Genomic DNA, 657 nt, shown 5'->3' with positions numbered 1-657 from the left:
GCGTTGCCGCTGTCGGCGGTGCTGAACTTCAGCGCGACGGTGTTGGCACCGGAGTTGAGGGTGACGCTCTGCTGGACGGTGGCCCAGCTGTCCCAGTTCGCGGTGGCCGGGAGGGTGACCTGCCCGGCGGAGGCGCCGTTGACCAGCAGGGTCAGTGTCTTGGCGGAGCCGGTGCCGTTGGCGTACCGGATCGCGAGGGTGGCGGTTCCGGCGGTGTCGGCCCGCACGGTGAAGGAGGTCTTCGCGGTGCCCCGGTTGCCGTCGGTGAAGCCGCCGACGAAGCCGGTGCCGGTGTAGCCGCTGTGGTCGGCGGCGGGGGCGGCGCCGCCGGTGAGGGCGGCGGACTCGGCCTCCAGCACGACGGAGGCGGCCCGGGCGGTGCCGGGGGCGAGCGTCCACAGGGTGAGGCCGGCGAGGAGCGCGGTGGCCGCGGCGAGGGCGGTGGGCCTGGTGGAGCGGTTGGTACGGGCGGTACGGGTGGTGCCGGGTGCAGGGTACACGTGGGCTCCCGAAGGTGACCGGGGCGCGACGGCTCCCGGTGGGTGGGGGTGGGGTGGGGGGTGGCGCGGCGGCGCCGGCCCGGTCGAGCGGCTGCGTCGGCCGGCGCCGGGGCGGGGGGGGCGGCCCGCCCCCGGAGGGACCCACCCGGGGACGCGG

The 657-nt window shown here is 77.6% G+C and carries 1 protein-coding gene; it reads right to left on the bottom strand.

The features are described from left to right. On the bottom strand, nucleotides 1–500 hold a 500-nt coding region (locus ACFUEL_RS33955; RefSeq protein WP_380241145.1), incomplete at its 3' end, for a CBM35 domain-containing protein. Between the last annotated feature and the right edge of the window lie 157 nt (nucleotides 501–657).

Origin of the sequence: Kitasatospora sp. NPDC057198, from assembly GCF_042670125.1 — a bacterium.
GTDB lineage: Bacteria > Actinomycetota > Actinomycetes > Streptomycetales > Streptomycetaceae > Kitasatospora.
This window is presented reverse-complemented; position numbering and strand designations above follow the sequence as displayed.